At 73.2% G+C, this 23835-nt stretch carries 23 protein-coding genes; 9 read left to right on the top strand and 14 right to left on the bottom strand.

Annotation, left to right across the window (positions count from 1 at the left end):
• Positions 1 to 99 precede the first annotated feature (99 nt).
• A complete protein-coding gene (locus ACGF5O_RS38270; RefSeq protein ID WP_393814533.1) occupies positions 100 to 1152 on the bottom strand; it encodes an SGNH/GDSL hydrolase family protein in 1053 nt (350 codons plus the stop codon).
• 335 nt (positions 1153 to 1487) lie between these two features.
• Between ACGF5O_RS38270 and ACGF5O_RS38265 the strand changes: the two genes are divergently transcribed.
• On the top strand, positions 1488 to 2879 hold the full coding sequence (locus ACGF5O_RS38265; protein ID WP_393814532.1) for a cystathionine beta-synthase: 1392 nt from the start codon (positions 1488 to 1490) through the stop codon (positions 2877 to 2879).
• Between the two features lie 342 nt (positions 2880 to 3221).
• Here the strand turns inward: ACGF5O_RS38265 and ACGF5O_RS38260 are convergent, their stop codons facing one another.
• Positions 3222 to 4085, bottom strand: coding sequence for a helix-turn-helix transcriptional regulator (locus tag ACGF5O_RS38260; RefSeq protein WP_393814531.1), 864 nt, complete (start codon positions 4083 to 4085; stop codon positions 3222 to 3224).
• A 147-nt stretch (positions 4086 to 4232) separates the two neighbouring features.
• Here ACGF5O_RS38260 and ACGF5O_RS38255 point away from each other — a divergent pair, with 147 nt between their 5' ends.
• Positions 4233 to 4994, top strand: a complete 762-nt coding sequence (locus tag ACGF5O_RS38255; protein WP_393814530.1) for an SDR family oxidoreductase — start codon at positions 4233 to 4235, stop codon at positions 4992 to 4994.
• A gap of 29 nt (positions 4995 to 5023) precedes the next feature.
• On the opposite strand, the gene ACGF5O_RS38250 is transcribed toward ACGF5O_RS38255, so the two are convergent.
• The 6 genes from ACGF5O_RS38250 to ACGF5O_RS38225 all read right to left on the bottom strand — a co-directional run bounded on the left by ACGF5O_RS38250 (position 5024) and on the right by ACGF5O_RS38225 (position 9556).
• Positions 5024 to 5437: a hypothetical protein gene (locus ACGF5O_RS38250; protein ID WP_393814529.1), complete on the bottom strand. Its 414-nt coding sequence runs from the start codon at positions 5435 to 5437 to the stop codon at positions 5024 to 5026.
• Positions 5438 to 5509: 72 nt separating this feature from the next.
• A complete protein-coding gene (locus ACGF5O_RS38245; RefSeq protein WP_393814528.1) occupies positions 5510 to 6133 on the bottom strand; it encodes a carbonic anhydrase in 624 nt (207 codons plus the stop codon).
• A 143-nt stretch (positions 6134 to 6276) separates the two neighbouring features.
• Positions 6277 to 7206: an ABC transporter substrate-binding protein gene (locus ACGF5O_RS38240; RefSeq protein WP_393814527.1), complete on the bottom strand. Its 930-nt coding sequence runs from the start codon at positions 7204 to 7206 to the stop codon at positions 6277 to 6279.
• Positions 7207 to 7216: 10 nt separating this feature from the next.
• Positions 7217 to 7879, bottom strand: coding sequence for an ABC transporter permease (locus ACGF5O_RS38235; protein WP_393814526.1), 663 nt, complete (start codon positions 7877 to 7879; stop codon positions 7217 to 7219).
• Position 7880: 1 nt separating this feature from the next.
• Positions 7881 to 8522 carry an ABC transporter permease gene (locus ACGF5O_RS38230; protein ID WP_362600220.1) on the bottom strand — a complete coding sequence of 214 codons (642 nt, stop codon included), beginning with the start codon at positions 8520 to 8522 and terminating at the stop codon, positions 7881 to 7883.
• Positions 8519 to 9556, bottom strand: a complete 1038-nt coding sequence (locus tag ACGF5O_RS38225; protein WP_393814525.1) for an ABC transporter ATP-binding protein — start codon at positions 9554 to 9556, stop codon at positions 8519 to 8521. The genes ACGF5O_RS38230 and ACGF5O_RS38225 overlap by 4 nt, the downstream gene beginning before the upstream one ends.
• Before the next feature lie 141 nt (positions 9557 to 9697).
• On the opposite strand from ACGF5O_RS38225, the gene ACGF5O_RS38220 reads away from it, so the two are divergent.
• The 3 genes from ACGF5O_RS38220 to ACGF5O_RS38210 all read left to right on the top strand — a co-directional run bounded on the left by ACGF5O_RS38220 (position 9698) and on the right by ACGF5O_RS38210 (position 12743).
• Entirely contained in the window at positions 9698 to 11206 is a 1509-nt protein-coding gene (locus ACGF5O_RS38220; RefSeq protein ID WP_393814524.1) for an aromatic amino acid ammonia-lyase, read from the top strand.
• Positions 11203 to 12045, top strand: a complete 843-nt coding sequence (locus ACGF5O_RS38215) for a MurR/RpiR family transcriptional regulator (RefSeq protein WP_362600215.1) — start codon at positions 11203 to 11205, stop codon at positions 12043 to 12045. The genes ACGF5O_RS38220 and ACGF5O_RS38215 overlap by 4 nt, the downstream gene beginning before the upstream one ends.
• Positions 12046 to 12140: 95 nt before the next feature.
• A complete protein-coding gene (locus tag ACGF5O_RS38210; RefSeq protein ID WP_393814523.1) occupies positions 12141 to 12743 on the top strand; it encodes a hypothetical protein in 603 nt (200 codons plus the stop codon).
• 7 nt (positions 12744 to 12750) lie between these two features.
• Here the strand turns inward: ACGF5O_RS38210 and ACGF5O_RS38205 are convergent, their stop codons facing one another.
• The 5 genes from ACGF5O_RS38205 to ACGF5O_RS38185 form a co-directional block, all read right to left on the bottom strand.
• Complete coding sequence (locus ACGF5O_RS38205) at positions 12751 to 13125, bottom strand: hypothetical protein (protein ID WP_355717317.1); 375 nt, start codon at positions 13123 to 13125, stop codon at positions 12751 to 12753.
• A gap of 16 nt (positions 13126 to 13141) precedes the next feature.
• A complete protein-coding gene (locus tag ACGF5O_RS38200) occupies positions 13142 to 13642 on the bottom strand; it encodes a roadblock/LC7 domain-containing protein (RefSeq protein ID WP_393814522.1) in 501 nt (166 codons plus the stop codon).
• Between the two features lie 31 nt (positions 13643 to 13673).
• Positions 13674 to 14465 (bottom strand): transcriptional regulator, encoded by a 792-nt coding sequence (locus ACGF5O_RS38195; RefSeq protein WP_393814521.1) that lies wholly within the window; start codon positions 14463 to 14465, stop codon positions 13674 to 13676.
• Positions 14462 to 14851, bottom strand: coding sequence for a hypothetical protein (locus tag ACGF5O_RS38190; protein ID WP_046731666.1), 390 nt, complete (start codon positions 14849 to 14851; stop codon positions 14462 to 14464). Before ACGF5O_RS38190 ends, ACGF5O_RS38195 begins: the two co-directional genes overlap by 4 nt.
• A gap of 172 nt (positions 14852 to 15023) precedes the next feature.
• Positions 15024 to 16457, bottom strand: coding sequence for a diaminopimelate decarboxylase (locus ACGF5O_RS38185; protein WP_393814520.1), 1434 nt, complete (start codon positions 16455 to 16457; stop codon positions 15024 to 15026).
• Positions 16458 to 16595: 138 nt separating this feature from the next.
• Here ACGF5O_RS38185 and hutU point away from each other — a divergent pair, with 138 nt between their 5' ends.
• The 4 genes from hutU to hutI all read left to right on the top strand — a co-directional run bounded on the left by hutU (position 16596) and on the right by hutI (position 22175).
• Positions 16596 to 18260, top strand: a complete 1665-nt coding sequence (hutU, locus tag ACGF5O_RS38180; protein ID WP_393814519.1) for a urocanate hydratase — start codon at positions 16596 to 16598, stop codon at positions 18258 to 18260.
• 161 nt (positions 18261 to 18421) lie between these two features.
• Positions 18422 to 19624 (top strand): allantoate amidohydrolase, encoded by a 1203-nt coding sequence (locus ACGF5O_RS38175; protein WP_393814518.1) that lies wholly within the window; start codon positions 18422 to 18424, stop codon positions 19622 to 19624.
• Complete coding sequence (locus ACGF5O_RS38170; RefSeq protein WP_393814719.1) at positions 19615 to 20961, top strand: formimidoylglutamate deiminase; 1347 nt, start codon at positions 19615 to 19617, stop codon at positions 20959 to 20961. The genes ACGF5O_RS38175 and ACGF5O_RS38170 overlap by 10 nt, the downstream gene beginning before the upstream one ends.
• A 35-nt stretch (positions 20962 to 20996) precedes the next feature.
• Positions 20997 to 22175: an imidazolonepropionase gene (gene hutI, locus ACGF5O_RS38165; protein WP_393814517.1), complete on the top strand. Its 1179-nt coding sequence runs from the start codon at positions 20997 to 20999 to the stop codon at positions 22173 to 22175.
• Between the two features lies 1 nt (position 22176).
• Here the strand turns inward: hutI and ACGF5O_RS38160 are convergent, their stop codons facing one another.
• Positions 22177 to 23688: an RICIN domain-containing protein gene (locus tag ACGF5O_RS38160; RefSeq protein WP_393814516.1), complete on the bottom strand. Its 1512-nt coding sequence runs from the start codon at positions 23686 to 23688 to the stop codon at positions 22177 to 22179.
• Positions 23689 to 23835: the final 147 nt, after the last annotated feature.

The following is a 23835-nucleotide window of genomic DNA, read 5'->3' as shown; positions in this document are numbered from 1 at the left end:
CGGCCGGTGGGGGTTGCTCGCGCAGTTCCCCGCGCCCCTGAAAGCCCAGCTGCGGGCACCCGGCCAGCGCCGGCAAGCGCCCCCCGGGCCACCCCCGCCCTAGTCGGTGCTGCCCGCCCGAGACCTCGCCTCCTCGGAAGCCGGGTCGGACGGAAGCGCCTCCACGTGCTGGCGCCGCCGGCGCTTCAGCAGGGCCCACGGCCCACGCGGCCCCGTCGGCATCGCCGCCGTGACCTCCGTGCCGGCCTCGGCCGCCGCCTCCGCCGCGGCCCGGGCGACCGGCAGGAAACCCTCGCGGCGGGAGACGTCGGGACGCTCCTCCTCCGCCGGCCAGAGCCCGAGCGCCGCGCAGACCGTCGGCAGCACCGCCATCGCCGCGGTGGCGTACCCCTCCGCCGAGGGGTGGAAGTTGTCGGGGCCGAACAGCTCACGCGGGTTGGCCGCGAACTCGGGGCCGAGCAGGTCGCCCAGCGACACCGTGCGCCCGCCCTGCTCCACCGCGCCGATCGTCTGGGCCGCCGCCAGCTGCCGGGACGCCCGCCGGGCCAGCCAGCGCAACGGCTGCCGTACCGGCTCGATCGTGCCCAGGTCGGGACAGGTGCCGACCACCACCTCGGCCCCCGCCGTGCGCAGCCGCCGGACGGCCGCCGAGAGGTGGCGGACCGAGCGGGTCGGCGGCATGCGGCGGGTGACGTCGTTGGCGCCGATCATGATCACGCAGACGTCGGGGACGGGCGAGGCCGTGCCCAGCACCAGGGCGACCTGGCGGTCCAGGTCGTCGGACTGGGCGCCGGGCAGGGCCACGTTGGTGAGGTCCACCGGGCGTTCCGCGACCGCCGCGAGACCGGACGCCAGCAGTGCGCCCGGTGTCTGGGCCGCGCGGTGCACGCCCTGCCCGGCGGCCGTGGAGTCGCCGAGCATGGTCAGGCGGATGGGCGGCTCGTTGGAGGCGTCGTAGCCGACGCCGTAACGGCCGTCCGCCACCGGCACCCGGCCGCCGCTGTTGCCGTTGTGCACCGCCGTCCTGGCCATCCGCACCTCGGCCAGCACCAGGCCCACCGCGGCCGCGCCGACCAGCCCGACCCCGCCGCCGCCGTACGCCGCCCCGGCCGCGATCCGCCGGGCCACCCGCGCCCTCGACATGTTCGTCATGCGTCGCCGCCACCTCCTCGTTGCCGCTCATCCACTCCTTGCCCCGTACAGCCCGTGCGTCAATCTCAACGGGGAGTGAACCTCCGGAGCGGGGCCCAGGGCCTGTCCGGCGGGTCCTGTCGCAGACGCGGGGTGTGGCACGCACATCTGCCGCATTGTCGTCACTCGCCGACGCTCCGCGTCGACTCCCTCCTCCGCCTTGCAGCTGCACGCACCACACCCCGCTCACCTGCGCTGATGGGTGCGGTTACTTTCCTGCGACCTGACCCGCCGGACAGGCCCTAGGCTGGCCACACCACTAGGACCACACCTTTTGCAAGCAACCGGAGACAACGGTGCGATTCCACGACTCGATGATCAGTCTCGTCGGCAACACCCCGCTGGTGAGACTCAACAGCGTCACCCAGGGCATCCAGGCCACCGTGCTCGCCAAGGTCGAGTACTTCAACCCGGGCGGGTCCGTGAAGGACCGCATCGCGCTGCGGATGATCGAGGCCGCGGAGAAGAGCGGGGAGTTGCGGCCCGGCGGGACGATTGTCGAGCCGACCAGCGGGAACACCGGGGTCGGGCTTGCGATCGTGGCCCAGCAGAAGGGGTACAAGTGCATCTTCGTGTGCCCCGACAAGGTGAGCACCGACAAGATCAACGTGCTGCGGGCGTACGGCGCGGAGGTCGTGGTCTGCCCCACGGCCGTGGACCCGGAGCACCCGGACTCGTACTACAACGTCTCCGACCGGCTGGTCCGTGAGACGCCCGGCGCGTGGAAGCCGGACCAGTACTCCAACCCGAACAACCCCCTTTCGCACTATCACTCCACCGGCCCCGAGCTGTGGGAGCAGACGGCGGGGAAGATCACCCATTTCGTGGCGGGCGTCGGCACCGGCGGGACGATCTCCGGCACCGGGCGCTACCTGAAGGACGCCAGTGACGGCCGCGTCCAGGTGGTCGGCGCCGACCCGGAGGGGTCCGTGTACTCCGGCGGCTCCGGGCGGCCCTACCTCGTCGAGGGCGTCGGCGAGGACTTCTGGCCGACCGCCTACGACCGGACCGTGGCCGACGAGATCGTCGCCGTGTCCGACAAGGACTCCTTCCAGATGACCCGGCGGCTGGCCAAGGAGGAGGGGCTGCTGGTGGGCGGCTCCTGCGGCATGGCGGTCGTGGCCGCCCTGCGGGTGGCCGAGCGGCTCGGCCCGGACGACGTGGTCGTGGTCCTCCTCCCGGACAGCGGCCGTGGCTACCTCAGCAAGATCTTCAACGACGAGTGGATGGCCGACTACGGCTTCCTGGAGGACGAGGGCCCGAGCGCCCGCGTCGGCGACGTGCTCAGCGACAAGGCCGGCGGCTCCATCCCCTCCCTCGTCCACATGCACCCGGACGAAACCGTCGGGCAGGCCATCGAGGTGCTGCGCGAGTACGGCGTCTCGCAGATGCCCGTCGTCAAGCCCGGCGCCGGCCACCCGGACGTGATGGCCGCCGAGGTCGTCGGCTCGGTCGTCGAACGCGAGCTGCTCGACGCGCTGTTCAGCAAGCGCGCCTCCCTGGAGGACCCGCTGGAGAAGCACATGTGCGCCCCGCTGCCCCAGGTCGGCTCCGGCGAGCCGGTCGGCGACCTGATGACGGTGCTGGGCACGGCCGACGCCGCGATCGTCCTCGTCGAGGGCAAGCCCACCGGCGTGATCAGCCGGCAGGACCTGCTGGCGTTTCTCGCCAAGGGCGGCAAGCAGTAGCGAACCTCCGGTGAACGGCCCGTGACCCCGGGGAACTTGCTGTTTCCTGTCCAAGTGGTGGACTTCGCGGAAGTGGTACGAGCGTGTCACGTGCGCGCAGCACCCGCTTAACACGGGTCCGGCAGATTAGTGGGTGTCGGCAGGGCGGGAGCGGCTCCCCGTCCCGGCCGGCACCGAACGTCCAAGGACCTCCGGAGCGGCTCCCGGACCTCCATGGACGCCCGGACGTGAGACCCGGCCCTGACCCGGTCCATGTCCCTCGCGGGGACCGCCGTCGTCCCGCCCCCCTTTTAGGGGGTGCGGCGGTCCCCGCGCATTACTTTTCCCGGCCCGCTTCCCGGCTCACTTCCCGGTTCGTGCCGTCGTCGCCCAACTGCCCAGCAGCGTCAGCCGTTCCGCCGTCTCCGAGCCCGGCTCCGGGGTGTACGCCACGATCGTCTGGTCCGGGTCGGTCGGGACCGTGAGGGTCTCGTAGGGGAGGGTCAGCAGGCCCGCCACCGGATGCTGGATCCGCTTCATGCCGTACGCGCACTCCTTGACCTCGTGGTCCGCCCACAGCCGGCGGAAGTCCGTGCTCTTCACGGAGAGTTCGCCGACCAGCGCGGCCATGAGGGGGTCGTCGGGGTGCCGGCCCGCGTCGATGCGCAGGTTGGCGACGGCCTGGGCGGCGACGGCGGCCCAGTCCGGGTAGAAGTCCCCGGCCGCCGCGTCGAGGAAGACCTGGCGCGGGATGTTCCGCTCGGCCGGCGCCAGGGCGCTGAACCCGTTGACCGCGTCGCCGAGCGTGTTCCAGGCCAGCACGTCCATCCTGCGGCCGAGCACGAACGCGGGCGTCCGCTCCATGCCGTCCAGCAGCAGCTGTACGCCGGGGCGGATCCGGGGCCGGGACGGGCGCCCGGTGCCCTTGCGCTGCGGGCGGGCCACCGTGAGCAGATACGCGTGCTCGGTCTCGTCCAGGCGCAGGACCCGGGCGATGGCGTCGAGCACGGCGTCCGACACTCCCCCAGACTTCGTCCGGGAGGGGCCCCCAGGACCCCGGCCCTGTTCGAGCCGGATGTAGTAGTCGACGCTCACCCCGGCCAGTTGCGCCACCTCCTCGCGGCGCAGGCCCGGTACGCGGCGCCGGCCGTGCGAGGGCAGCCCCACCTCCTCGGGCTGGATGCGGGCGCGGCGCGAGCGCAGGAAGTCTCCGAGTTCCCCGTCCATGGGTTCGATCGTAGGGGAGTCGCGCCCGCCCAACCTGGTTCTGCCAGACCCAGGAAAAGCTCAGCCCTGGGTAGGCCGCCCGGCCCCGGCGAGTGTGGAGACACGCCACCGGGGCGGTCCCGGCGGCACTTCATCAGGGAGTACCTCATGTCGTACGACAACCTGTCCGGCCGTACCGCCGTCGTCACCGGCGCCGCCAGCGGGATCGGGGCGGCCGTCGCCCAGCGGCTGGCCGGGTCGGGGGCCCGGGTGGCGCTGCTCGCCCGGCGCGCGGACCGGCTGGAGACGGTCGTGGCGAAGATCCGGGCGAACGGCGGGGAGGCCCTCGCCGTGGTCGCGGACGTCACCGACGACGCCTCCGTGCAGGCGGCGGCCGACGCCGTGCACGCGGCCTACGGAAGCGTCGACCTGGTCGTCAACAACGCCGGCGTCATGCTGCCGAACCCGGTGGACCACGGCCGTATCGACGAGTGGCAGCGCATGCTCGACACCAACGTGACCGGGGTGCTGCGGGTGCTGCGGGCCTTCACCGGGGACCTCGTGGAGGCGGCGGCCGAGGGCCGTACCGCGGATCTCGTCAACGTGTCGTCGATCGGCGCGCACGTCGTCTTCCCCACCTTCGCGGTGTACGGCGCCACCAAGGCCGCCGTCAGCTTCCTCTCGCAGTCCCTGCGCGCCGAGTTCGGGCCGCGTGACGTGCGGGTCACCAACGTCGAGCCGGGGCTGACGGACACCGAGCTCGGCACGCACATCGAAGGCGAGGAGCTGCGCGAGCAGGTGGCGGGCATGTTCGACGGGATGGGCGCGCTGGCCGCCGAGGACCTCGCCGACCTGGTCGGCTACGTGGTGAGCCGTCCCCGGAACGTCAACCTGCGGCAGGTCGTCGTCCAGCCGACCCGGCAGGTGTGAGGCGGCCCGGACCCGGGCCGGTCCCCGGGTCAGTCCTCGGGGTCGCGGTCGGCCCGGTGGAACAGGCCGGGGTTGAGGCGGACGGCCTGGGTCGTGTTGACGCCGACGATGCCGATCCAGGTGACGATCACGCCGGTCATCCCGCCGAACGCGCCGCTGATCGCCGAGAGCGGGATCGCCAGCACCAGCGAGACGATCCCGAAGCCGAAGCGCTCGCCCCAGGAGTCGGTGCCCTTCGACCTGCGGGCCCCTCGGGCCGCCTGCATCTGCTGCTCGGCCAGGCCCCGGCGCAGTCGGCGCTCGACGGCGGTGTCGATGCGCTGGTCGATCTTCTCCAGGAAGGAGTCGACCAGTTCCGACTCGTACTCCGGCCCCAGGTCCCTGCGGGCGTGCAGGGTCGCGGCGAGGTCCTTCTTCAGGTCGGTGTCGTGAACGTCCGTCATGGCGTCCACGGTAGGGGCCGCGGGAGCCCGCCGCACTGGGGCAATCCCCCGGATCCGGCGGGGGGTCCGCCCTCAGGGCAGCAGCGAGACCAGCCCGCTGCCGGCGTCGAGGCGGGCCGCGACCACCGAGGCCCCCGCGAACCCGGGGTCCGCCCGGATCGCGTCCCGCGCCCACACGGTCTGGGCCCGCATGGCGTGCTCGGCCCAGTCGCCGTCCAGCGCCCTGGTGCGGCGGGCGGCCGGGGCGATCTCGGCGGCGAGGAGTTCCAGGTGGCCGGGGACGGGCGCGCCGGTGCGCAGCAGGGCGAGGGTGGCTGCGACGGCCTCGCAGCCCTCGTGCCCGAGGACCACGACCAGCGGGACGCGCAGTTCCTGCACGCCGTACTGGAGGGAACCGAGCACCGCCTCGTCCAGCACCTGGCCTGCGGTCCTTATGGTGAGCAGGTCGCCGAGGCCCTGGTCGAAGACGAGTTCCGGGGCGGCCTCGGAGTCGACGCAGCCGAGCACCACCGCGAACGGGCGCGGTGCGGCGGCCAGGCCGCGGCGGGCGCGGCCGGTGGCGTACCGCCGGTTGCCCTGGAGCAGTTCGTCGAGGGCCGCGCTCGCCGAGTCGGGGACGACGGCCGCCGGCGAGAGGGCGACGGCCGGTGCGCCGACGGCGGTGGCCGTCGGAAGGGCCCTGGGGTTCGAGGCCATGTCGCTTCCTCAGGTGCTGGCGCTGATGGTTCCCATCTGGTGCTCATCACTGTACGCGGCGGAAACGTTACGCTCGGTGTCGGTTTAACGGCTCTTGGGCGGATCATCGCCCGTGCGATACCGACCCGGGCGGCGAGCGGCCGTCAGGCCAGCCCGTGCTGCTTCGCGTACGCGGCCGCCACGTCCTCCGGGTCCTTCTTGTCGTTGTCGACCTGGCTGTTGAGCTGGGTGAGCTGCTCGGTGGTGAGGACGTTGCCGAGCTTGGCGAGGGCCTTGCGGACGGTGTCGTCGGCCTTGCGGTCGGCGATCAGCGGGACGATGTGCTGGCTGGGGATCAGGTTCTTCGGGTCGGTCAGCACCACCCAGTCGTTGGCGGTGATGTCGGTGTCGGTGGTGAACAGGTTCGCCACGTCCACGTCGCCCTTCTTCAGCGCGCCCTTGACCAGCGGACCGTCCGAGTCGAGCGACTTGAACTCCTTGAACTCGACGCCGTACACCTCCTGCAGCCCGATCGCGCCGACCCGGCGCTTCTTCACCTCGGGCGCGGCCCCGATGACCAGCTTGCCGTTCTGCTTGGCGAGGTCGGCGAGCGAGGTCAGACCGTACTTCCGGGCGGTGGCCCGGGTGACGACGAAGCAGTCGGAGTCGGCGGCCTGCCCGTACGGCAGCACCTGGAGGCCGGCGGGCAGCGCCAGGGTGAGGGCGTTCTGCATGGTGCCCGGCTCGGCGGAGGCGTCCTTGGGGGCGAGGTAGTTGAGGAGGGCGCCCTGGTACTCGGGCAGCAGGTCGATGTCGCCGGCCTTGAGGGCGGGGATCACGATCTCCCGGGTGCCGAGGTTGGGGCGGACCTTCACCTTCACGCCGGCCTGCTCCAGTACGGCCGCGTAGAGGTAGCCGAGCACCTGGTTCTCGGTGAAGTTGGCGGTGCCGATGGTGATGCCGCCCTTGCTGGAGCCGCCGCCGGCGGTCGAGCCGCTGCTCTCGTTCAGCGAGGTGATGCCGCTGGAGCAGGCGGCGAGGGCGGGGACGGAGCCGGCGGCGAGCAGGCCACCGAGGAGGGTTCGACGGTTCATCTCGGGTTCCCTAGGCAGTGCGGTGGCGGAAGAGGAAGCGCTGGAGGCTGCTCAGCAGCAGGTCGAGGACGACGGCGACGACCGCGACCAGCACCGCGCCGCCGAGCACCTGGACGAGGTCGCGCTGGGCGAGCCCGTCGAAGACGTAGCGGCCGAGACCGCCGAAGGAGACGTAGGCGGCGATGGTGGCCGTGGCCACGACCTGGATGAGCGCGAGGCGCAGACCCGTCATGATCAGGGGGAGCGCGAGCGGCAGTTCGACCTGGAGGAGGACCTGGTGGCCGCGCATGCCCTGGCCGCGGGCCGCGTCCTTCACGTCCGGGTCGACGGCGGTCATACCGGCGTAGGTGTTGGTGACGATCGCCGGGACGGCGAGGGCGACCAGCGCCACGTACACCGGCAGCATCGACAGGCCGCCCGCGAGGAACACCAGGACCACCAGGCCGACGGTCGGCAGGGCGCGGCCGAAGGACGCCAGGTTGATGGCGACGAACGCGCCCTTGCCGGTGTGGCCGATCAGCAGGCCGAGCGGGAGGCCGATCGCGGCGGCGATGAGGGTCGCGAGCAGCGAGTACTGGAGGTGCTCGGCGAGCCGGTGGGCGATGCCGTCCTGCCCGGCCCACTGGGAACCGCTGGTCAGCCAGGTGCCGAGGTTCTTGAAGAGTTCGAACATGTCAGGCTCGCCTCCGCCGCCACGGGGTCAGTACGTACTGGAGGGCCACCAGCAGGGCGTCCGCGACCACCGCGAGCAGGATCGTGAGGACCACGCCCACGATCACCGGGGTCGGGAAGTCGCGCTGGAAGCCGTCGGTGAAGAGCTGGCCGAGGCCGCCGTCGCCGATGTAGGTGGCGACGCTCACCAGCGAGATGGACATGACCGTGGCGATCCGGACCCCCGCCATGATCACCGGGAGGGCGAGCGGGAGTTCGACGGTGAGGAGCGTGCGCAGCGGGCGGGTGCCCATCGCCTTCGCCGCCTCCTTGGTCTTCGCGGGGACCGAGTCCAGGCCCTCGACCGTGTTCCGGAGCAGCACGACCAGGGTGTAGACGGTCAGGCCGATGACGGTGGTGGTGCGGGTCAGGCCGCTGATCGGGAGCAGCAGCACGAAGATCGCGATCGAGGGGATCGTGAAGAGCACGTTGGACAGGCCGAGCAGGAAGCCGCGCAGCGGGCGGACCCGGTGGGCGACCACCGCGAGCGGCAGCGAGATCACCAGGCCGAAGAAGACCGCGGTCATCGCCGCCTGGAGGTGGGAGAGGGTGAGGGAGGTGAGGTCGTCGGTGTGGTCGCCGATCCACGACCAGTCGACGGTCATGCCGCCACCTCCCGGGCCGCGCTGTGCGCCTGGCCGGCGTGCACGTGGATGTCGTCGCGGGACGAGACGCCGGTGAGCCTGCCGTCCGCGTCGACGCGGGCGACGAGTCCGGTGGGGGACGCGATCGACTCGTCGAGCGCCGCGAGCAGGGAGTCCTCGTCCCGCAGCGGCCGTACGGGGAGTTCGGCGTCCTTCGCGGCCCAGTGCAGGGGCTTGCCGGCCGCGTCGAGGGCGAGGGTCCAGGTGCCGCCCTGGGGCGCGGGGCCCTGCGGGACGCCGGCGAGGGTCTGCAGGGAGAGCAGCTTCAGGCCCCGTTCGGCGCCGAGGAAGTCGGCCACGAAGTCGTCGGCGGGCCGGGCCAGCAGCTCGGCGGGCGGGGCGCACTGGACGAGGTGGCCGCCGGTGCGGAAGATCGCGATCCGGTCGCCGAGCCGGACGGCCTCGTCGACGTCGTGCGTGACGAAGACGATGGTCTTGTTCAACTCCTTCTGGAGCCGGAGCAGTTCGTCCTGGAGCTGGGTGCGGACCACCGGGTCGACGGCGCCGAACGGCTCGTCCATCAGCAGGACGGGCGGGTCGGCGGCGAGCGCGCGGGCCACGCCGACGCGCTGCTGCTGGCCGCCGGAGAGCTGGTGCGGGTAGCGCTTGCCGGCGTCGGCGGCGAGGCCGACGGTCTCCAGGAGTTCGGCGGCGCGGGCGCGGGCCTTCTTCCGGTTCCAGCCGAGCAGCAGCGGGACGGTGGCGACGTTGTCCAGCACCGTGCGGTGCGGGAAGAGGCCGGCCTGCTGGATGACGTACCCGATGGACCGGCGCAGTTCGGCGGCGTCCTGCTCGGTGACGTCCTTGCCGTTCACCTTGATCGTGCCGGAGGTCGGCTCGACCATCCGGTTGATCATCCGCAGGGTGGTGGTCTTGCCGCAACCGGAGGAGCCGACCAGGACGGTGACCCCGCCCTCCGGCATCTCCAGGGAGAGATCGTGGACTGCTGTCGTGCCGTTGGGGAAGCGCTTGTGGACCGCATCGAACTGGATCATGAGATGTCCCTTGCCCGGCTGTATAACGTCATGCAGAGTTCTCGGTAGGTGAATAGGTTGTCAACGGTCTCGCGTTAATCCGAGGTAACGGATGACCGGTGTACAAGATCGAGTGTCCGGATTGAGGGAGGTTTGGGCGTGATGTCGTCTCATATCTTGGACGCTCTCGGAATTACACATTCCGGCTTGGTGGTCCTCGACGGCATCGGCTTGGGCGTCGAGGACGTCGTACGCCTCGCCGACGGCACCGCCCGCCCGGTCCCCGGCACCGAGGCGATGCGCCGCGCGGAGGAGTCCTGGAACGCCGCCCGGCAGATCGCCGCGACCGGCCGCGTCTACGGCCGCTCCACCGGCGTCGGCGCCAACCGGAACGAGGACGTCCCCAGCGAGGCCGCCGCCGGACACGGACTGCGGCTGCTGCGCAGCCACGCCGGGGCGATCGGCGACGAACTGCCCGCCCGGCAGGTGCGCGCGATGCTCGCGGTACGCGCCAACCAGCTGCTGGCGGGCGGCGCCGGACTGCGGCCGAGCGTGGTCACCGCCCTGTGCGAGGCGCTGGAGTCGGGCGCGTACCCGGTCGTCAACGAGTTCGGCTCGGTCGGCACCGGGGACATCGCGGCGCTCGCCCAGGTGGGCCTCGCCCTGGTGGGGGAGCACCCCTGGCGGGGCTCAGGGGCGCCGGAGGCCCAGCCGCTGGACAACAACGACGCCCTCGCCCTGATCAGCAGCAACGCCCTCACCCTCGGCCAGTCGGCGCTCGCCCTGCACGAACTGCGCGGGCTGATCGAGGCCACCCAGGTGGTGGCGGCCCTGTCGCTGCTCGCCGTCGACGGCTCCCACGAGGCCTTCGCGGCGCCCGTGCACGCGGCCCGCCCGCACCGGGGCAGCGTCGAGGTCGCCCGCCGGATGCGGGAGCTGATCGGCGCCGCCGACCGGCCGACCCCGCCGCTCGGCCGGATCCAGGACCCCTACGGCTTCCGCTGCCTGCCCCAGATCCACGGCCCGGCCCACGACGCCGCCGACGCCCTGGAGCAGGTCCTCGCCATCGAGATCAACGCCGCCGCCGAGAACCCGCTCATCTCCGCCGAGGACCTGGCCGCCTACCACCACGGCGGCTTCTACCAGGCCCAACTCGCCCTCGCCCTGGACCACTTCCGGCTCGCCGTCACCCAGGTCGCGCGCCTGTCCACGTCCCGCCTCTCCTCCCTCAACGAGCCCGCCTTCACCCGTCTGCGCCCCTTCCTCGCCGACCAGGAGCCCGCCTCCTCCGGCGTGATGATCCTGGAGTACGCCGCCGGCGCCGCCCTCGGCGATCTGCGCGCCTTCTCCGCGCCCGCCTCCCTCGGGCACGCTGTACTCTCCCGAGGCGTCGAGGAGCAGGCCAGTTTCGCCTCGCTCGCCGCCCGTCAAACGCTGCGCGCCTGCCGTGCGTACCGTCTGGTGGTCGGCTGCGAACTCGTCGCCGCCGTACGGGCGCTGCGCCAGCGCGAGCTGCGTCCCGACCCCGGGCTCGGGGCCGGGCGGGCGCTGGAGCTCGCCGAGGCGGCGCTGGAGGCGGACCCGGCCGACCGGCCGCTCACGGACGACGTCACCGCGGCGGCCGGGCTGCTCGACCGGTTCACGGACATCTGGAGGGGGAGCACGTCATGAACGTGACCGACAGCCCTGCGACTCGCTTGCAGGCGCTCTTCGAAGGGCACCGGCTCACGCCGACCCAGCGGCGCATCGCGCACAGCATGGTGCGGCGCGCTGCCGACGTGCCCTTCCTGTCCAGCGTGGAGCTGGCCGACCTCGCCGGGGTCAGCCAGCCCTCCGTCACCCGGTTCGCGGTCGCCCTCGGCTTCGACGGCTATCCGGCACTGCGCAGGCACCTGCGCGAGGTCGTGCCCCCCGAGCAGGCGGCGGGCAACGGGTCGTACAACGAGTACCAGCAGGCCGTCGAGGCCGAGATCGAGAACCTGCGGCACCTCGCCGAGGTGCTCGCCGACCCGCGTCCGGTGCAGCAGGCCGGCCGGCTGCTCGCCGCCTCCCGGCCGCTGCCGGTGCTCGGCCTGCGCGCCGCCGCCTCGCAGGCGTACGGCTTCGCCTATTTCGCCGCCAAGGTGCATCCGGACGTACGGCTGCTCAACGAGGGCGGCACCATGATCCACGACCGGATCGACGCGGCCGTCCTCGCCGGTGCCTCGGCGCTGCTCTGCTTCGCGCTGCCCCGGCATCCGCGCGAGGTCGTCGACACCCTCGGGTACGCGAAGGAGGCCGGGCTGACCGTCGTCACCGTCGCCGACTCGGCCTTCGCGCCCGTCGCCAAGGTCTCCGACCTGCTGCTGCCGGCCGCCGTCGGCACCGGACTCGCCTTCGACACGGCGTGCGCGCCGATGCTGCTCGGCCGGGTGCTCCTGGAGGCGATGTGCGACGACCTGCCGGACGCGCAGGCCCGCCTGGAGGAGTTCGACACACGGGCGGCGGCGCGCGGGCTGTTCGTGGAGTGAATCCGCACCGAAAGGTTCTTTAAGGCTCGTCTCACGTTCGCTGGTTAGCGTCCCGCCGTACGGACTGGACCGACACCGGCGAGGAGGCCGCGGACATGGCGCGTGGGGTACGGGAAGGGCGCGGCGGACAGGGACTGGCCCGGGTGGCCGTGGTGGTACGGGCCGGGGCCGCGCCGCTGTGGTGGTGCGGGGTGTTCGCCGCGGGCGTCGGGGTGCTGCCGCCGGGGTTCACCGGACGCCGCATCGGCGTCATGGCCGGGGCCGCACTGTTCGTCGTCGGCGCCGCCGTCGTGGCGCTCACCCGCCGCAAGCGGTACACCGCCCTGGTGCACGGGGCCGCCCGGGCCGGCAAGCACGACGTGCTCCAGGACCGGGCGGTGACCGTGCGGAACTGGCGCCGGGGGCACCGCTGGTGGCTGCTGTCGGCCTTCGCCGTCGCCCTCGGCTCGGCCTTCGTGGTGCCCGCGGCGGGCGGCATGCTGCTCGCCGGGACCGGCACCGGGCTGCGCCTGAAGGCGGCCTGGCTGGGCCGCCGGGAGAAGACCGGCGAACAGCTCGTGTGGCTGCGCGTCGACTGGCTCGACAAGCGCGGCGGCGGCCCGGCCCGCAAGGCCGTCAGGGCCTACCGCGGTACCGGCATCGCGGCGGGCGACGCGGCCCCGGGCGGGGCCCGCCGCCGCACCGCGGCACTGGTCTGAGGGTCGCTCAGACCTCCAGGTCCTCTTCGATCCGCTTCAGCTGGTGCCGGGCCATCGCCAGGTTGGCGCGGGCCTGGTCGAGCACCAGGTAGAGGAAGAGGCCGTTGCCGCCCCGGCCCTTGAGCAGCCGGATCAGGTGGTACTGGTTGGAGAGCGTGATCAAAATGTCCTCGATGTCGCCCTTGAGGCCGAGGTGCTCCATGGTGCGCATCTTGGCGCGGATCACGTCGGTGTTGCCGGCCGCGGCCACGTTCAGGTCGAAGGACTTGCTGCCGCCCATCGTGCCCAGCGCCATCCCGCTGGTGTAGTCGACGAGCGCCACGCCGGTGGCGCCCTCGATGGAGGTCAGGCACTCTTTCAGCGCGGTTTCGGTGTTGGCCATGACTTTCTGGTTCCTCTCAACTGTCGGTTGCGGTGCGCGCGTCGGTGGTGGTGCTGGTACGCGGCGTGCGTGCGGTTCTGGTCCGTGTGGCTGTGGTGCGGGCCGGGCGCAGGGCCTTGGCGGCGGCCTCGGCGGCGTCGACCACCTCGCCGATCCGGGCGGCGGCCCGGCGGCCCTCCAGGTGGAGCCGGCCGACGTTCACCCGGTCCTCGGCGAGCAGCGTGAGCACGGCGCTGCGGCCGGCCGCGTAGGTGGCGACATAGCCGTCCTCGCCGCGCACCAGCAGCTCCTTGAGCTCGCCCTTGCCGGTGGCGTCGGAGACCCGGACGGCGACGCCGAGCTCGGCCGCGGTGAGCGCGGCGAGCCCCTCCGGGTCGACGCCCGGGCAGTCGTGGGCGACGACCAGGCCGTCGACCCCGGCCGCGAGGGCTCCGGTGAGCTGGGGCATCCGGGTACGTAACCGGCGCAGTTCGTCGAGGACGGCCTCTCTGTCGGAGCTGCCGGGTTCTGCCGCCATCAGCTGTCTCCTCTCGGCGGGGCGGTGCCGTTCAAAGGGCCTCCAGCGCATCCCTGAGCCTCTTCAGCAGCGCGATGTCGGGGTCGGTGACCGGGGGAAGCGGGGGCGGGACGGGCGCGGCGTTCCTCGGGGCGAGGAGTCCGGCCGCCGCCAGCCGCCGTACGTCCACCAGCGTGTGGAAGGCCGGCCGGCCCAGCTCCCGGGCGATCTGCGGGGCCGTGCGGACACCGTCCACCCGGTCCAGGACCGCCCGCTGCCGGGGGGTGACCGGCGGTGGTGCGACCGGGTCGGCGCGGATCAGCGGGGTGCCGTCGGCCGACGGGTCGGGCCAGATGCGGTGCAGCAGCTCGCGGCGGCGCAGGGTCTCGCGCTCCAGGGCGGTGACGGGGACCGCGCTCAGCGGGCTGACGGCCGCCGTGGTGCCGTACCGGAACCGGCCCGGGGTGCTGCTGGGCGCCAGCGCGAAGTACCCGGCGTCGTACAGGGCGTTGAGCCTGCACACCTCCAGGGCGCCCCTCGGCAGCAGGCCGGCGGCGAGCAGCCGGCGGATGGCGGCGGGTATGTCGTCGGTCCAGGGCCAGGCCGCCGCGTCGAGCGTGCCGCGGGCCGTGAGGAGCACGTCGAGGCCGGGGGCGAGCGGGCTCTCGGCGTGCACCACGCGGCCCTCGGCCAGGTGCAGGGTGCCGTGTTCGCGGACCAGCACACCGGTGGCCCGCTCCTCGGCGAGGCGTATCAGCATCGGGGAGAGCGCGCCGGGCGCTCTCTCCTGCAGGGCCGTCCGGTCGCGGACCGGCAGCGGCGGCGGCGTCTCGACCACGGTCATCCCAGCACCAGCCGCTCGGCCATCTCGCCGAGACGGATCCGGGCGAGGGCGAGATTGCCGTCCTCGCGGGTCAGCCACAGATGCAGGAACACGGTGGCGTCGAAGGACGTGACCACGAACCGCAGCAGGTGGTAGCTGTCCCGGTTGCTGACGATCAGGTCCTCCACCGGAGGACTCACCTCGGTGTCGTCCTCCGTGCTGAACGCCCCGTGCTCGGCGGCCAGCCGGGCCAGCTCGGCGGCCTCCGCGGCGGTGGTCTCGTGGTCACCGCCGGGCGCCTCGCCGACCGTGCCCAGGGCCAGCCCGCTGGTCCAGTCGACCAACGCGGCGCCCCGGGCCCCGGGCAGCCGCATCGCTTCAAGTAAGCACTCGTCGATTCCGGGCACCGTGGCTCCCCTCCCGCCGCGTGGCTCTCCGGTTGAGTGACGCAGACACTACGCAACGTGTGCGGGAGGGGTGAGTCGTTTGGCATTTTCCAGTGGAACATGCGCCCGGCAGACTAGTGTTGGTCAACTGAGCTGCGTTTCGCACCAGTTGATCCGTGCTGTCCGAGGTGTCTCAACGGCTTCCGGTTGCGTGCAGGGTGGTGAGCGCGTCGACGTGCGCCCCTCCGGATTCGGCCACGACCTCGGCGACCGTCTGCGGCTCCCGTACGACGGCGAACGCCACGCCCCCGCCGCCGTCCGGCGCGAAGCCGTAAACCCCGGGCCGGGCAAGGGAGTTGTAGGAGTAGTGGCTGCCGAAGTAGTACGCCCCGGTGTCCAGCGCCGCCGCGAGGTCGCCCTGCTCCAGCGGCGGCAGCAGACGCCCCTCGGCGAGCAGGTCGCCCGCGAAACAGGCCGGCCCCGCCACGTCCTGCACCACCGGCGCCCCCTCCTTGGGTCGCCCCTTCGCGTCGTACGCGGCGATCCGGAGCGGCCACGCCCCCGGCACGTACACCGTCCGCGGCGCCACCTGCACCCCCGCGTGCGTCACCGCGATCCGCCGCCCGCCGGAGCTCTTCGCGTACTCCACCCGGGCCACCACCGTGCCGTGCCGGGCCAGCAGCGACCGCCCGAACTCCGTCACAAGCCCGTACCGCCCGTCGAACAGCCCCGGCACCGCCTCGGCCAGCAGCCGCGCGTACTGCGCGAACGTCGGCTCCGTCGCCTCCGACGCGAAGTTGACCGAAAGCCCGCCCCCGATGTCGAGGGTGTCGACCTGCCGCCGCCCGGCCCGCGCGTTGATCTCCTCGGCCAGCGCGTACGTCTCCGCCACGCCCCGCGCCAGCAGCGACAGCGAGATCCCCTGCGACCCGGTGTGCGCATGCAGCCGCGTCAGCCACGGCCGCTCCGTGAACGCCTGTACGACCCACTCCCGGGCCCCCTCGTCCCGCAGCCCCACCCCGAACTTCGAGGTCGCGGTCGCGGTGGAGGTGGCCCCGATCGTCCCGGCCCCGATCTGCGGGTTCACCCGGATCCCGAGCGGCGAGGAGGTGCCGCCCGCGCTCACGAGGGCGTCGAGGCGCCGGAGCTCCTGCGGGTTGTCCGCGTTCACCGCCACGCCCAGCGCCAGCGCCTCGCGCAGCTCCGCCGCCGTCTTCGCGGGCGCGTCGAACACGATCCGCTCCGCGGGCGTCCCGGCCGCCCGCGCCAGCGCCAGCTCGCCGGCGCTGGCCACCTCGGCGCCCAGACCGGCCTCGGCCAGCAGCCGCACCACCGGGACCAGCGGGTTCGCCTTCACCGCGAAGGCGTGCAGGATCGCGGTGCCCGGTGCCGCGACCGCCCCGAACGCCCGGCGCAGCGCCGCGGCCGACGCGCGGATGCCCGCCACGTCCAGCAGGCCTACGATCGGCGCGTCCGGCCCCAGCAGTCCCTGCTCCACCGCCGCCCGCACGGCGTCGTCCCGCCGCCCGCCCCGCTCGCCGTCGTCCCCGTTCCCGTCCCGGTATCGGTCCCTGCACCCGTCCACGACGTCCCCCGACTTGTCATCGTCCGCACCCTTGAGGCCCATACGTCCAGCGAAACATCCGGAACGCGGCCGTGCTGGCGGACCGGATGTATTGACTAGTTCTATTCAGAGAGTCAGGATGTGAATAACCGCAGGAACACTTCACTGGCCGTTGATCCCGGATCCGCTAGGAGGCAGACCATGTCAGGACCCCGCCCCGTACGAGCGCCGCGCGGTACGGAACTGAGCGCCCTGGGATGGCAGCAGGAAGCCGCCCTGCGGATGCTGCAGAACAACCTGGACCCCGAGGTCGCCGAGCACCCCGACAAGCTCGTCGTCTACGGCGGCACCGGCAAGGCCGCCCGCGACTGGCGCTCCTTCGACGCCATGGTCCGCACCCTGCGCACCCTCAAGCAGGACGAGACCATGCTGGTCCAGTCCGGCCGCCCGGTCGGCGTCATGCAGACCCACGAGTGGGCCCCGCGCGTCCTCATCGCCAACTCCAACCTCGTCGGCGACTGGGCCAACTGGGAGGAGTTCCGCCGCCTGGAGGCCCTCGGCCTCACCATGTACGGCCAGATGACCGCCGGCTCCTGGATCTACATCGGCACCCAGGGCATCCTCCAGGGCACCTACGAGACCTTCGCCGCCGTCGCCGCGAAGAAGTTCAACGGCACCCTCGCCGGGACCATCACCCTCACCGCCGGCCTCGGCGGCATGGGCGGCGCCCAGCCCCTCGCCGTCACCATGAACGACGGCGTCGCGATCTGTATCGACTGCGACCCGCGCGCCATCGAGCGCCGCATCGAGCACCGCTACCTCGACGTGAAGGCCGACAGCCTGGAGCACGCCCTCCAGCTGGCCACCGAGGCCCGGGACGCCCGCCGCCCGCTCTCCGTCGGCCTGCTGGGCAACGCCGCCGAGCTGCTGCCGCGGATGCTCGCCGAGGGCGCCCCGATCGACATCGTCACCGACCAGACCTCGGCCCACGACCCGCTGTCGTACCTGCCGGTCGGCGTCGCCTTCGAGGACATGGCCGACGCCGCCGCCAAGGACCCGGCCGGCTTCACCACCCGCGCCCGCGAGTCCATGGCCCGCCACGTCGAGGCCATGGTCGGCTTCATGGACGCCGGCGCCGAGGTCTTCGACTACGGCAACTCCATCCGCGGCGAGGCACAACTGGCCGGATACGACCGGGCGTTCGCCTTCCCCGGCTTCGTCCCCGCCTACATCCGCCCGCTCTTCTGCGAGGGCAAGGGCCCCTTCCGCTGGGCGGCCCTGTCCGGCGAGGCCTCGGACATCGCCAAGACCGACAAGGCGATCCTCGACCTGTTCCCGGAGAACGAGTCCCTCGCCCGCTGGATCAAGATGGCCCAGGAGCGGGTCCACTTCCAGGGCCTGCCCGCGCGTATCTGCTGGCTCGGCTACGGCGAGCGGGACAAGGCCGGCGACCGGTTCAACGACATGGTCGCGAGCGGCGAGCTGGCCGCGCCGCTGGCCATCGGCCGCGACCACCTCGACTGCGGCTCCGTCGCCTCCCCCTACCGCGAGACCGAGGCCATGCTGGACGGCTCCGACGCGATCGCCGACTGGCCGCTGCTGAACGCGATGGTCAACGTGGCGTCGGGCGCGTCCTGGGTCTCCATCCACCACGGCGGCGGGGTCGGCATGGGCCGGTCCATCCACGCCGGGCAGGTGACCGTCGCCGACGGTACGAAGCTCGCCGGCGAGAAGATCCGCCGGGTGCTGACCAACGACCCCGGGATGGGTGTCATCCGGCACGTGGACGCGGGGTACGACATCGCGGAGTCGGTCGCGGAGGAGCGGGGCGTGCGGGTGCCGATGCGCGAGGGCGAGTCGGCGTGACGAACGGGGACTCTTCGGTGGGGGCCGAGCTCTCGTCGCCGGGTGCGGGTGCGGGTGCGGGTGCGGCTGTGGGCAGTCGTTCCGCCCTGCGGAACGACTGCCCACAGCCTGGTGTACAGCCTGGACAGGGTTCGGGGAGTAGCGCGGCCTCCTTCCATTCCATGTGGCGGGAGCTGCTTCCCGTCGGCCGGCACGCCGACTCCCGGGGCTACCGGCGGTTCGCCTGGACCGGGGCCGACGGTGAGTGCCGGGCGTGGTTCCGGGAGCAGGCCGAGGGGCGCGGGCTGGCGTACGAGGTCGACCGGAACGGGAACCAGTGGGCCTGGCTCGGGGACCCGGCGGCCGGGGACGCCGTCGTCACCGGCTCGCACCTGGACTCCGTGCCGGACGGCGGCGCCTTCGACGGCCCCCTCGGCGTCGTGTCCTCCTTCGCCGCGCTCGACGAACTCCGGGGGAGGGGAGCCGCGTTCACCCGGCCCCTCGCCATCGTCAACTTCGGCGACGAGGAGGGCGCCCGGTTCGGGCTCGCCTGCGTCGGGTCCCGGCTGACCGCGGGGCACCTGACCGTCGAGCAGGCCCACCGGCTCACCGACGGCGACGGCATCACGCTCCCGCAGGCCATGGAGGCCGCCGGCTACGACCCCGACGCCATCGGGCCCGACCCCGAACGGCTCGCCCGCATCGGCGCCTTCGTCGAACTGCACGTCGAACAGGGCCGGGCGCTGGACCTGTCCGGCGACCGCGTCGGCATCGCGAGTGCCATCTGGCCGCACGGACGCTGGCGGTTCGACTTCCGCGGCGAGGCCAACCACGCCGGCACGACGCGGCTGGTGGACCGGCGCGACCCCATGCTGTCGTACGCCGAGACCGTGCTCGCCGCCCGCCGCGAGGCCGAACTCGCCGGTGCCGTCGCCACCTTCGGCAAGATCGCCGTCGAGCCGAACGGCGTCAACGCCATCCCCTCCCTGGTGCGCGGCTGGCTCGACTCCCGCGCCGCCGACCAGGCCACCCTCGACACCGTCGTCGGCGGCATCGAGAAGGCGGCCCGGGAGTACGCGGAGGCGCACGGCATCGACCTGGACGTGGTCCGCGAGTCGTTCACGCCGGTCGTGGAGTTCGACCACGCCCTGCGCGACGAGCTGGGCCGCATCCTCGGCCGCGACACCGGTCTCACCGTGCCCGTCCTCGGCACCGGTGCCGGACACGACGCCGGGATCCTCTCGGGGAGCATCCCGACCGCCATGCTGTTCGTGCGCAACCCCACCGGCGTCTCGCACTCCCCGGCCGAGTTCGCGGCCGAGGACGACTGCGTGGCCGGGGTGAGCGCACTCGCCGACGTACTGGAAGGGCTGGCCTGCGCGTGACGACACGGACGACGTACTGGTTGGAGCACGCCTGGCTGGACACGCACGTCGAGCCGGGCGTCGCCGTGGAGGTGGCCGACGGCCGGATCACGGCGGTGCGGACCGAGGTGCCGGTGCCGCCGCCGGGCGCCGAGGTGCTGCGCGGCCTCACCCTGCCCGGCCTGGCCAACGCCCACTCGCACGCCTTCCACCGCGCCCTGCGCGGCACCGTCCAGGTCGGCTCGGGGACCTTCTGGACCTGGCGCGAGCTGATGTACACCTTCGCCGACGAGCTGACCCCGGAGACCTACCACGCACTCGCCCGCGCGGTGTACGCCGAGATGGCGCTGGCGGGCGTCTCCTGCGTCGGCGAGTTCCACTACGTCCACCACGCCCCCGGCGGCACCCGGTACGCCGACCCCAACGCCATGGGCGAGGCGCTGATCGCGGCGGCGGCCGACGCCGGTATCCGCATCACCCTCCTCGACACCGCCTATCTCTCCTCCGGCTTCGGCGAGCCGCCCAACGCCCACCAGCGACGCTTCTCCGACGGCAGCGCGGAGTCCTGGGCCGAACGGTGTTCAGTTCTCAAGGAACGGGATCACGCACGGATCGGGGCGGCCATCCACTCGGTACGGGCCGTGCCCGCCGGGCAGCTGGCGACCGTGGCCGGCTGGGCCGAGGAGCGGCGGGCCCCGCTGCACGTCCACCTGTCCGAGCAGACGGCGGAGAACGACGCCTGCCTGGCCGCCCACGGCCGCACGCCCACCCGGCTGCTCGCCGACCACGGCGTCCTCGGCCCGCGCACCACCGGCGTCCACAACACCCACCTCACGGACGAGGACATCGCCCTGCTCGGCGGCTCCGGCACCGGCACCTGCATGTGCCCGACCACCGAGCGCGACCTGGCCGACGGCATCGGACCGGCCGTCGCCCTGCAGCACGCCGGCTCCCCGCTCTCCCTCGGCTCCGACAGCCACGCCGTCATCGACCTGCTCGAAGAGGCGCGCGCGATGGAGCTGAACGAGCGGCTGCGCACCCGCACCCGGGGCCACTGGACGGCCGCCGCCCTGCTGCGCGCCGCCTCCGCCGACGGCCACGCCGCCCTCGGCTGGCAGGACGCGGGCAGCATCGAGACCGGCATGCTCGCCGACCTCACGACGATCGCGCTGGACTCCGTCAGAACGGCGGGGCCGGTACCGCGACTCGGCGCCGAGACGGCCGTATTCGCCGCGACGGCGGCCGACGTACGGCACACGGTCGTCGGCGGCCGTCATGTCGTACGCGACGGCGCGCACACCCTCGTCCCCGACGTGCCGCAGGCCCTCGCGCGGGCCGTCGAGGCCCTCCGCACCTGACGACCAGCCCCCACAAGGACTCCGACGAGGCCATCATGAGCAGCAGCACCGCCATCACCAACATCGCCACGCTGGTCACCAACGACCCCTCCCTCGGTGACAACTCCCCTCTCGGTCTGATCCAGGACGCGGCCGTCGTCATCGACGGCGACCGTGTCGTGTGGACCGGTGAATCCAGCAAAGCACCCGCCACTGACAATCGGGTCGACGCGGGCGGCCGGGCGGTGCTGCCGGGCTTCGTGGACTCCCACTCCCACCTGGTCTTCGCGGGCGACCGCACCCAGGAGTTCAACGCCCGCATGTCCGGCCGCTCCTACACGGCGGGCGGCATCCGCACGACCGTCGCGGCCACCCGCGCCGCCACGGACGAGGAACTGGAGCGGAACCTCACGCACTACCTCGCCGAGGCCCTCCGCCAGGGCACCACGACCTTCGAGACGAAGTCCGGCTACGGCCTGACGGTCGCCGACGAGTCCCGCGCCCTGCGCATCGCGGCCCGGCACACCGACGAAGTGACGTACCTGGGCGCCCACATCGTCTCGCCCGACCACGCCGACGACCCGGCCGCCTACGTCGACCTCGTCACCGGCGAGATGCTCGACGCCTGCGCCCCCTACGCCCGCTGGATCGACGTCTTCTGCGAGAAGGGCGCCTTCGACGGCGACCAGGCCCGGACGATCCTCACCGCGGGCAAGGCCAAGGGGCTGACCCCGCGCATCCACGCCAACCAGCTCTCCTACGGCCCCGGCGTCCAGCTCGCCGTGGAACTCGACGCGGCCAGCGCCGACCACTGCACCCACCTGACGCCCGAGGACGTGGACGCGCTCGCCAACAGCGGGACCGTCGCCACCCTGCTCCCCGGCGCCGAGTTCTCCACCCGCGCCGAATGGCCCGACGCCCGCCGCCTCCTCGACGCCGGCGCGACGGTCGCCCTCTCCACCGACTGCAACCCCGGCTCGTCCTTCACCTCCTCCGTCCCCTTCTGCATCGCCCTGGCCGTCCGGGACATGCACATGACCCCCGACGAGGCGGTCTGGTCGGCGACGGCAGGCGGCGCGGCAGCCCTCCGCAGGACCGACATCGGCCGCCTGACCCCCGGCGCCCACGCCGACCTGCTCCTGCTGGACGCCCCGAGCCACGTCCACCTCGCCTACCGGCCCGGGGTGCCGCTGGTCGGCGGGGTGTGGCGGAAGGGCGTCCGGGTCGTCGGCTGAGTCAGCCTGCCCCCGCCCGCCAGCGCTGGCCCGTGCCGTCGTTCACCGGGGTCAGGGAGAGCTGGTCGGCGCCGGTCGGGGTGAGGGCCGTTTCGAGGGCTATCTCGGGGCGGATCTCGCCGTCGGGGGTCACGGTGAAGCGGAGGTTGTCGCCGTGGTCGCCGTCCACCGAGTCGCAGCTCCAGATGCCGACGCCCTTGTCGACCGAACCCCGGCTGTCCAGGCAGAAGTCGGGGTCCGCGGCGGACTGCAGGACGCCCCGGGACTCGTCGACGCGCCAGCGCTGGGTGTCGGAGCCGGAGCAGGGGGCCGTGACGACGTCGGTGCCGTTGTCGAAGTCGGCGTCCTGGACGTCCAGGCAGCGGGCGGTGGCGAGGTTCACGACCTGGGCGTAGGACGTGCCCGGGGGCTTGGGGGTGGGGCTGGGGGAGGGGGTCGGACGGGCGGACCGGGTGGGGGTATGTGACATAGCACTGGCGCTGGGCGTGGGGGTGGGTGAGACACGGGACGGCCCCGGCGAGACGGTCGCCGTCGCCGTCACGGTCACCTGGGTGCTCGGGGCCGGTGGGGTGGCCGCGGCCGGGTCCGGGGTCCCCGTGTCCTGGTGGGTCACGAGGAACAGCAGCAGCGGCACGAGGGCCACGCCCAGCGCCGTGGAGGTCAGGAGCAGGCGCCGGGACGGCATGCGGCGCTGCCGGTGCGGGCCGGGGGCGGCGGGCGGCGCCGGTGGTGGAGTCGGATCGTGGCGTGCGTACGCCGTGCCGGCCCACGGCAGCAGGCCCTCGGCCAGGGTCTCGCGGGGACTGTCCCGGAGCGCGGTGAGGTCCTCGAACGCGGCCGTGCAGTGCGGGCAGTGGGCCATGTGCGCGTGCAGGTCGGGGCTGTGCCGGGGGTTCTCCGGGCGGACCGACTCCTCGATCAGGCGGCGGAAGTCCGCGCAGCGCGGGTCGTCCGAGGCGGCCAGGCGGGCGCGCAGGCAGGCCTGGGCCAGGGACTGGAGGGCGGGCGGGGTGTCGTACCGGACGTCCTCGGGGGTCAGGCCGAGGTAGGTGGCGGTCCGCTCGGCGGGCTCCTGGTCCAGGACGCCGTACCAGATCAGGCCCTGGGTGCGGGACGGCAGGGACTGGAACGCCGGGAGCAGGGGCGGGGTCGGGCCGCCGGGGACGCCCGAGGAGTTCAGGACCAGCAGGAGGGTGGGGTCGAGGGCGGCGGAGTTCTCGTCGCCGGACCAGCCGGCGGCCAGCCGGGCGGTGAGCAGGAGCAGGTGGTGGCGGAGGGGGACGACCGGCTCGGCGCCGCGCGCGATGTCGCGGGCGGCGGTGGTGAAGGTCTGCGCGGTGAGCCGGCGGGCCGCCGCGTCGCCGGCCGAGCAGAGGCGGGCGTAGCCGAGGACCGCCGGGTGGTGGCGGGCCCGGAGTTCCTGGAGAGCGGGGTAGGCGGTGGCGGTGGGGGTGCGCAGGAGCTCGGTCAGGCGTGTGTCCGAGGGCGGACCGCCCTCGATGTCCTCGACCATCGTGCACCCCTTCTCGCGGGCCGTCCTTCCTGACGTACCGGCCAGTTTGGGGTGTGACTCGCGGTATCGGGGGAGCTTTGGCCAAAGACGTCACGGACCGGGGCCGGGGCGGGGGCGAAGGAGGGCGGGGGATCCCCGTCGCCCCGG

The sequence above is a fragment of the Streptomyces sp. NPDC048291 genome, from assembly GCF_043201715.1.
In the GTDB taxonomy this organism is placed as follows: Bacteria; Actinomycetota; Actinomycetes; order Streptomycetales; family Streptomycetaceae; genus Streptomyces.
Note: the sequence above shows the minus strand (reverse complement) of the source record. Positions and strands in the feature narration are given on the sequence as shown.